The sequence below is a fragment of the Paenibacillus sp. KS1 genome (assembly GCF_001680695.1).
Taxonomy (GTDB): Bacteria; Bacillota; Bacilli; order Paenibacillales; family Paenibacillaceae; genus Paenibacillus_B; species Paenibacillus_B suaedae.
The window spans coordinates 69945-78717 of sequence record NZ_MAIS01000021.1 but is presented as its reverse complement, the minus strand read 5'-3'; the positions used below and the strand labels follow the sequence as shown (position 1 = coordinate 78717).

7 protein-coding genes are annotated in these 8773 nt (G+C 50.2%); 6 read left to right on the top strand and 1 reads right to left on the bottom strand.

What is annotated here, in order from left to right; all coding sequences use genetic code 11:
- Window positions 1-296 precede the first annotated feature (296 nt).
- Window positions 297-698, bottom strand: coding sequence for a GNAT family N-acetyltransferase (locus BBG47_RS09565; RefSeq protein WP_065291551.1), 402 nt, complete (start codon window positions 696-698; stop codon window positions 297-299).
- Window positions 699-1098: 400 nt separating this feature from the next.
- Here BBG47_RS09565 and BBG47_RS09560 point away from each other — a divergent pair, with 400 nt between their 5' ends.
- From BBG47_RS09560 to BBG47_RS09535, 6 genes are read left to right on the top strand one after another with little or no spacing between them, the layout of a single operon-like run.
- The gene (locus BBG47_RS09560) at window positions 1099-2019 is read left to right on the top strand and encodes a carbohydrate ABC transporter permease (RefSeq protein ID WP_065291550.1); all 921 of its coding nucleotides are present in this window, start codon (window positions 1099-1101) and stop codon (window positions 2017-2019) included.
- A gap of 16 nt (window positions 2020-2035) precedes the next feature.
- Entirely contained in the window at window positions 2036-2848 is an 813-nt protein-coding gene (locus BBG47_RS09555) for a carbohydrate ABC transporter permease (RefSeq protein ID WP_065291549.1), read from the top strand.
- Between the two features lie 39 nt (window positions 2849-2887).
- The gene (locus BBG47_RS09550) at window positions 2888-3670 is read left to right on the top strand and encodes an SDR family NAD(P)-dependent oxidoreductase (RefSeq protein WP_065291548.1); all 783 of its coding nucleotides are present in this window, start codon (window positions 2888-2890) and stop codon (window positions 3668-3670) included.
- Between the two features lie 37 nt (window positions 3671-3707).
- On the top strand, window positions 3708-5183 hold the full coding sequence (gcvPA, locus tag BBG47_RS09545) for an aminomethyl-transferring glycine dehydrogenase subunit GcvPA (RefSeq protein ID WP_065291547.1): 1476 nt from the start codon (window positions 3708-3710) through the stop codon (window positions 5181-5183).
- A gap of 6 nt (window positions 5184-5189) precedes the next feature.
- Window positions 5190-6773 carry an aminomethyl-transferring glycine dehydrogenase subunit GcvPB gene (gene gcvPB / locus BBG47_RS09540; RefSeq protein ID WP_065291546.1) on the top strand — a complete coding sequence of 528 codons (1584 nt, stop codon included), beginning with the start codon at window positions 5190-5192 and terminating at the stop codon, window positions 6771-6773.
- Window positions 6774-6776: 3 nt separating this feature from the next.
- On the top strand, window positions 6777-8531 hold the full coding sequence (locus BBG47_RS09535) for an amylo-alpha-1,6-glucosidase (protein WP_175400507.1): 1755 nt from the start codon (window positions 6777-6779) through the stop codon (window positions 8529-8531).
- Window positions 8532-8773: the final 242 nt, after the last annotated feature.

Genomic DNA, 8773 nt, shown 5'->3' with positions numbered 1-8773 from the left:
ACAATTGCGCGAGGCAGGGATCGGAGAGAAACTTGCTCAAACGATTCTGGATGCCTTGCGATCAGATAGTGCTCAGCTGACACCTGATGGACTCCTTGATACAGAGGGGCAGCCGGATGGAAGCGAGCGTGAGCATGAACCGAACAATAGCGCCGATTAGCCTCGGTGGTATGTGCTGAAATGCTCTAATAAGATCGACGATATCAGAAGTATGGAACATGACTGAGGCCTTGGCTCACTGGCTGCCTCAGTCATGTTTTTTTGTAGAGGTCTCCGAACGAAGCACCCACTGAGCATTATCTCTTATTCGTAGGCTTCATCCCTACGGCAAATACGGTAAAGCCTAATCTTTCATAGTATGGAACGAGTTCTTCTTCACAGAAAAACTGAAGATGCAGGTTATGATTGCTGCACTGCTCCATTAGCAACCGACTGATTGCAGTTCCAACCCCTTTGCCTCGATAGTTTGGATGAACACCCAGTCCACATAAGTACGCATTTATTATCCCATCAGATATGATTCTTCCCGTGCCGATCAACTGATCCTCATGATAGGCGTAAATAGCGCAGTAGCTTTGCTGCATCGCCTTCAGCAGCTTTTCTTGTGACAGCCCCAAATAAGAGTTCCATTGAAGATGTTCATACAGCTTATATATCTCCTCTGGTGTGGGAAGTTCCGATTCATATCGAATTTCCAATAGTACATCTACAACCCCTTTCCCAACATAGCTAAATGATGCACTTCCCGCACGTTTCCCACAAGTTATCAAGTGTGATCTTGTTGATAGTGAAACATGAGTGAATTGATCTTCCTCATATCAATCTTCTTGCAATCGAACAAAAAGACGTCACTTAGCGAACAAATACACCCCCATACCTGGATGAGCGAGAGGATGTTCAAACAAAGTCCCCCCCAATGAGAAACAGCCTTCCGTGTAAAAACGCTTACATCTCATCTACAATGATACCTACGATGTGCCCATCAATTCGAGCTGTGCTATAGAAAGAGCCGATCATCCAGTCTCAACATTATCGTACGGCAGCGCCTGTTGCACTGCAACCTATGATCACGAACAACAAAGAAAGGAACGAAGCCCTATGGAAATGAGAAAAAAACGATCGTTTTCGCTTCGCATGCATTCTGCCGTGCCTTACTTATTCATCATGCCATGGATAATCGGCTTTCTCGCATTCACCCTCGGTCCACTCATTTTTTCTTTCATTATCAGCTTCTTTGATTGGCCAATTGTTGGGGAGAAGACGTTTGTCGGCTTGGATAACTTTATTAACATGTTCACGGATGATCCGTTATTCTGGACATCATTGACGGTTACGGTGAAGTTCGCCATTATATTTGTGCCCGTTAACATTCTAATTGCGCTTGGACTTGCGATACTGCTGAACCGCAACGTGCGGGGCAGTGGATTTTTCCGTACAGCGTTCTATGTACCTTCCGTTATTTCCGGTGTCGCGCTGGCGATGATTTGGTCGTGGGTGTACGACGGAGAATATGGAATTTTGAACTATGCTTTATCGCTGATTGGGGTAGAAGGGCCGAACTGGCTGAACGACCCGAAATGGTCTCTCGTAGCGATGGTGTTCGCCAGCCTGTGGGGACAGGGTTCCATGATGCTCATTTTCTTGGCGGGGCTTAAGAACATCCCTCGTGAGCTGTATGAGGCTTCCGCCATTGATGGTGCAGGGACGGTATCGCAATTTTTCCGGATTACGCTGCCTATGCTTAGTCCGACCATCTTATTTAACTTGATTACAACGATTATTTCTGCGTTCCAACAATTGACGCTCGCATTGGTGTTGACGGGTGGAGGCCCGCTCAATTCCACGTATTTCTATGCGATGTATATGTACGAAAATGCCTTCAAATATTCTAAGATGGGCTACGCTTCTGCGAATGCATGGTTCATGTTCGCGATTGTGCTTGTTCTGACGATGCTCGTGTTCCGCTCTTCGTCGGCATGGGTGTATTACGAAGGTGAAATGAAGGGCGGCAAAGGCTGAGGAGGGGGAGATTCTGATGAAAAAAATAATAACTTACGCACTGCTCATCTTTTTTACCGTGTTGTTCTTGGCGCCCTTCTATTGGATGCTCTCAACATCATTGAAGTCGCCCGAAGAATTGTTCTTGTTCCCACCGCAATGGATTCCGAGCACCTTGAATTTCGGCAACTTTGCAAAAGCATGGAGTTCACAGCCATTTGACGTGTTTTTACAAAATTCATTGATTGTATCGGTTATGTCACTTATTGGTCAGGTTGTATCCTCAGCACTGGTTGCTTATGGATTCGCCAGATTCCGGTTCAAGGGCAGCAAAGTATTATTCATTATTTTGCTAGCATCCATGATGATTCCTTGGGAAGTGACGATGATTCCGCTGTATATGGAGTTTAACGCACTTGGTTGGATCAATACGTTGAAGCCGTTGATTGTTCCTTCTTTCTTCGGCTCAGCATTCTATATTTTCCTGCTTCGTCAGTTCATTATGACGATTCCGCCGGAACTAGAGGAAGCAGCCCGTATCGATGGCGCTAATCCGCTGCAATCGTTCATACGTCTCATTGTGCCGCTCATGGCTCCAGCATTGATTCTGGTTGCGGTGTTCAACTTCCTCGGCACATGGAACGACTATTTGGGTCCGCTCATTTTCTTGAACGATCAGAGCAAGTACACGCTGACGCTGGGCTTGTCGCAGTTCAAAGGGATGTATGAGGTAAAGATGGATGCGATCATGGCCGTAACGAGCATGATTTGCTTGCCGCCGCTTGCGATCTTCTTCGCAGCACAGCGCTATATCGTTACGGGAATTGCAACAACAGGCATGAAGGGCTAACAACTTGAGCACATAACGCAGATAACGGAGGGATTATGAATGGCGCAGCAGATAGATGTATTTGGCCTGAAAGGCAAGACAGCGATCATTACAGGAGGAGCATCCGGTATCGGACGTGCTACAGCACAATGCTTGGCGCGCTTCGGAGCGAATGTAGTCATCGCTGATATTGGGGAGAAGCAAGGACAGGAGACAGTCGAAGAGATTCGGAATGCTGGCGGAGAAGCACAGTTTGTGTCCTGCAATGTAACGAAGGCCGAAGACTGTGAGCGTGCAGCTCGCATGACGCAGGAATGGTATGGAGGCATTGATATTCTGTTTAATAATGCAGGCGTCATTCGCCGCAAGACGGTCGTTGAGCTGGAGGAACAGGATTGGGATTTGGTCATAGACGTGTCCCTGAAGGGGGCATACCTGCTGTCTAAATACGCGATTCCGGTAATGGCTGCTGGAGGAGGCGGGAGCATTATTAATACAGGTTCCGGATGGGGCTTGAAGGGCGGCGACCAAGCTGCGGCGTATTGTGCTGCGAAGGCAGGGGTTGTGAACTTGACCAAGGCGCTGGCGATTGATTTCGGCAAGGACAATATTCGTGTCAACTGCGTATGTCCGGGCGATACAGATACGCCGCTGCTGCGTGAAGAGGCGGTTCAGCTTGCTGTTGAAGAAGGAGCATTCCTTGCTTCCTCCGCGGTAGGAAGACCTTTGGAGAGAATCGGCACACCGCAGGATATTGCGAACGCTGTATTGTTCTTGGCTAGTGATCTGTCCCAGTGGGTTAGCGGCAGTGTACTGGTCGTGGATGGTGGAGGACTGGCGTAACACTTGATCCGAATTATGAAGGGAGAGAACGTAGGTCATGAAGGAACGTCAATCGAATGTGCACCCTTATATTCCGAACACGGTTCCGGAAGTCAAAGCTCAGATGATGCAGGAGATCGGCATTGCGAATATCGACGAGCTGTATCGGGATATTCCGGAGCATTTGCGGATGCAGTCAAAGATGGAGATGCCGCCAGCATTGAATGAGTATGAGCTGAAGCGTCATATTGAACGACTGCTTGCGGCGAATGTGAGTACTTCGCAGGCAACGAGTTTCTTGGGTGGAGGCTGCTGGCAGCATTTCGTGCCTGCTGTATGCGATGAGATCAATCAACGATCGGAATTCGTAACAGCCTACGCGGGAGAGCCTTACGAGGATCATGGACGATTCCAGGCCTTGTTCGAATACCAGAGTCTTGTCGCTGAACTGGTTGATATGGATGTCGTCAACGTACCGACATTCGACTGGCCGCAGGCTGCTTCGACCGCACTGCGGATGGCTGCCAGAATGACAGGGCGTACAGAGGTGCTCGTGCCGGAGATTCTCTGCCCTGATAAGCGCATGATTATTGAGAACTATTTGCATCCACAAATCCGCGTCATCACGGTTCAAGCCGAGTCGGTTAGCGGGGTTCTGAATTTGAACGATTTGAAGAGCAAGCTGTCTGATCAGACGGCAGCTGTCTATATAGAAAACCCGAATTACTTCGGTATTATTGAGCAGCAAGGCGAGGAAATTAGCCGCTTAGCTCATGAATATGGGGCCATCAGCGTAGTAGGCGTTGATCCGATATCACTTGGGGTACTGACGCCGCCAAGCGGCTATGGCGCAGATATCGTATGTGGCGATTTGCAGCCGCTCGGTATTCGTATGAACTACGGAGGTGGCCAGTCAGGATTTATCGCAACTCATGATGATGAGCGGTTCGTCATGGAATACCCATCCCGCCTGTTCGGCATCGTGCCGACCGTTGTAGAAGGCGAGTATGGCTTCGGTGACGTTGCCTATGAACGTACCTCCTTCGCACAGCGCGAGCAGGGCAAGGAGTCTGTAGGCACACAGACGGCACTATGGGGGATTACGGCAGGCGTATATTTGGCCTTGCTTGGCCCACATGGCATGCGCGAAGTTGGCGAGACGATTATGCAGAAATCCCGCTATGCAGCGAATGCATTGAACGCATTGCCTGGCGTAAATCTGCGTTATGAAAATTCCTTCTTCAAGGAGTTCGTCATTGACTTTACCGCAACAGGCCGGACGGTGAGTGAGATCAATGAATACTTGCTTACCAAGAACATCTTTGGCGGTCTGGATTTGTCCAGTACGTTCCCTGAACTTGGACAGAGCGCGTTGTTCTGTGTCACTGAGGTCATGTCGAAGGAACAGATCGATCATCTGGTGGAAGAGCTTCGAGCTGTGCTGAGTGCGGATGCTGAGCAGGAAAATGGTTCGCTTGCAGGAGTAGCTGCAGCAGGGAGTTCGGAGACAGTGAATATGGCAGAGGGGGTGTGACAAGCGATGCAACAAATCGTTCGGAAGGATCGTACAGTTAGACAATTTCATCAAGCGAAATGGGATGAACCGGTAATATTTGAACTGCATCGAGAAGGAGAGCGAGGCGTTCTCGTTCCAGAAGCGGAGCAGGAGCTTGTCGAAGCTGTAGGTGATGTCGTATCAAGCATTCCAGCCTCGATGCAGCGAGCCAAAGCGCCGCAGCTGCCTGAGATCGGTCAGGCCAAGGTGCTTCGCCATTACTTGCGCTTGTCGCAGGAGACACTCGGCAGTGATCTAAATGTAGAAATCGGTCAGGGAACCTGCACGATGAAATATATTCCGCGCGTTAATGAGCTGCTCGTTCGCAATCCACAGCTGACGGAGCTGCATCCGCTGCAGGATGTAAGCACGGTACAGGGCATGCTGGAAATCACCTATCGACTGGATGAGGCAATGCGTGAGATTTCGGGCATGGACTCCTTCTCCTTCCAGCCTGGAAGCGGAACACAAGCATTGTTCGCAATGGCCTCCATCGTACGTGCGTATCATGAGGCGAATGGAGAAGGCGAGCAGCGCGATGAGATTATTACAACGATCTTCTCTCATCCTTCTCAAGCCGCAACCGCAGCGGTGAAGGGATATAAGATTATTACTCTGCATCCGGATGAGGACGGATTCCCGGATATTGAGAAGCTCAAGCAGGCGGTATCGAATCGAACAGCAGGCTTCGTGGTAGCGAATCCTGAAGATACAGGGATCTTTAATTCACGCATTAAAGAGTTCACGGACATTGTACATGCGGCAGGAGGCATTTGCTATTACGATCAAGCTAACGCGAACGGCCTTCTTGGCATCGCTCGTGCGAAGGAAGCGGGATTTGATATGTGCTTCTTCAATCTGCACAAGACATTCGCGGCGCCTCATATGTGCGGCGGCCCTGCGTCAGGCGCTCTGGGCGTTACGGAGCAGCTAAAGCCATTTTTGCCCGGCCCAATTGTTGAACGTGTTGGCGATCAATTCGTGCTTCGCTCGAATCAAGAGCTGAGCATTGGCAAGGTCAGAAGCTTCCATGGTGTTGCGCAGACGATTGTTCGGGCGTATGCTTGGATTCGCAGCTTGGGGGCAAAAGGGCTGCGGGATGTTGCGGAAATTGCGGTATTGAACAATAACTATTTGTACCATAAAATATTACAAATTTCTGGCGCAAGCGCTCCATATGTCAAAGGTGGACGGCTTGAGCAGGTACGCTATAGCTGGGAGCAGCTGACGCGTGAGACAGGAGTAACGACCGAAGACATTCAGCGCAGAATGTGTGATTTCGGCTTGCATTACTGGACGAGTCATCATCCTTATATTGTACCGCAGCCATTCACCTTGGAACCAACGGAATCATACTCCAAGGATGACTTGGATGAATATACTCAAGCGTTAGCCCATATTGCAGAAGAAGCTCGCAGCGTACCGGAGATCGTCAAGTCAGCACCACATCACAGCACGGTACATCGGAATATCGAGGAATCGCTGGATGAACCGGCTGAATGGTGCATTACATGGCGAGCTTACTTGAAGAAGACGGGACAGGCGAATGGCCTGCCGGATAAGGAGTAAAGGATGTCGGCAATGATTACATTTGATATTCAGCACATTCCATTTAGCCGATTTGGATCTTTTCTGACGGTATCGCATTTGCCGCAGAATGGCAACCGAGAGGAAGGCTTGTATTTGCGCACCGTTCGCGGTGGTGACGAGACGAGCGGTGCAGTATTCCGCCTAGAGCTGGTAGCTGGCGGCGAGGTTATTCCTTATTCGGTTCATAGTGCGCCATCCTCCTTAACCCTTATTGGAGAAGGCGGACAAGGGAAGGCGGAACTATGCCTGTCGGAGCCGGAAGCGATACGGATACGTGTGCGCGAAGCGGGAATCCGTCTGACATTAGTTGCGGGTACTTATGATTATGTGCTTCCACGTCAGGATGGACGTTACGAGGTGAATCATTTTACCACGGAAATGCGCTTTATGTTGACTTCGCTTCAAGGGAGGCTTACGGTCGATGCTCCATGGGAACGTTCCAGATGCAAATATGCGGTGGTGGAATGCTTCCCAGGTGGGGGTAACCAAGACAAAGCAGCTGAAGCAGAGCTCATGCTTGAAGAGTATCGGATAGAGCCGCCATCCATTCGTCCATTCGAGTCGCTGGTTTCCTTCGACGAGGCTGCTGCCAGCGTGGAGAAGGAATTTGCTGTATGGCTCGATAAGAGTCTGCCTGCTGCCTTGGAAGAGTTGGAACAGGCGCGCATCTTGGCTGCATACATCACATGGTCCTGTGTGGTGCCTGAGGCCGGTCATTTGTCTCGTCCCGCGATGTACATGTCGAAAAATTGGATGACGAACATTTGGAGCTGGGATCATTGCTTTAATGCAATGGCGCTCGCGGCGAATCAGCCAGAGCTGGCTTGGGATCAGTTCATGATCATGTTCGACAAGCAGGATGAATCTGGTCAGCTTCCGGACTTCGTCAATGACAAGTACGCCTTGTGGAATTGCTGCAAGCCGCCTATCCATGGCTGGACGCTGCGCTGGATGATGGAGCGTAATGAGTGGTTCAGCCATGCCGATCGCTTGCATGAAATCTATGGACCGCTTGCACAGTGGAGCAAATGGTGGATGAATTGCCGTGATGATGATCGGGACGGGATACCCCAGTACAATCACGGCAATGACAGCGGCTGGGATAATAGCACGATTTTCCGCAGTGTGGGACCTATTGAGAGTCCGGATTTATCTGCTTATTTAACTATCCAATTCGAGGTTCTTGCGGAGATTGCCGATCAATTGGGCAAGCCATACGAGGCGCAGGAATGGCTCAATGCTGCGGATAGCCTGCTCGGACGCATGCTGGAGCATTTCTGGCATGACGGCCAGTTCAAGGCGGTTCGTTCAGGCACACATGAGCCGGCGCAAGGAGACAGCTTGATTCCGTTTATGCCGATCTTGCTAGGTGATCGTCTGCCGGAATCGGTGCGCCAAGCGCTTGTGAAGGCAGTTGCCGATGAAGAGCGGTTCTTCAGTCCGAATGGATTCGCCACAGAAAGCCTGAACAGTCCGTTCTATGAACCGGACGGCTATTGGCTTGGGCCAATCTGGGCTCCAGTCATGATGCTGCTAATCGACGGATTGCAGCGCAGTGGGGAGCGGGGAGTGGCACAAGAAGCAGCGACGCGATTCTGCCGCATGGCTGCTCGCAGCGGCATGGCAGAGAATTTTGATGCACAGACAGGGTGCGGACTTCGCGATCGGGCATTTACGTGGACGTCGAGTGTGTTCCTCATACTAGCGAATGAATATGTAATGCAGCCAGCTCAATAGACGAGGTGGAACAGGCTCCCTGCCGCTTAGCGCGTAAGGGAGCTGTTTTGTTATCTTTGTGATCTTCCCGCCTATTCGATGTCTGGATGAGGACAAATCGGTGCTTCCGTCTCCATTGTCAGATTAAAATTGGTTATGATACACTTCTGATACATCAACGCTTCGCAGCATCATGACTAGTCCAATAAGCAACAGGGGATGATTCCTATCGCACCGCCACGTGAAACTCTTACTGGATTAAC

Coding starts and splice junctions, on each gene's coding strand:
- BBG47_RS09550 (WP_065291548.1), top strand. CDS start 2,888: ATGGCGCAGCAGATAGATGTATTTGGCCTGAAAGGCAAGACAGCGATC.
- BBG47_RS09535 (WP_175400507.1), top strand. CDS start 6,777: ATGTCGGCAATGATTACATTTGATATTCAGCACATTCCATTTAGCCGA.
- gcvPA (WP_065291547.1), top strand. CDS start 3,708: ATGAAGGAACGTCAATCGAATGTGCACCCTTATATTCCGAACACGGTT.
- BBG47_RS09560 (WP_065291550.1), top strand. CDS start 1,099: ATGGAAATGAGAAAAAAACGATCGTTTTCGCTTCGCATGCATTCTGCC.
- gcvPB (WP_065291546.1), top strand. CDS start 5,190: ATGCAACAAATCGTTCGGAAGGATCGTACAGTTAGACAATTTCATCAA.
- BBG47_RS09555 (WP_065291549.1), top strand. CDS start 2,036: ATGAAAAAAATAATAACTTACGCACTGCTCATCTTTTTTACCGTGTTG.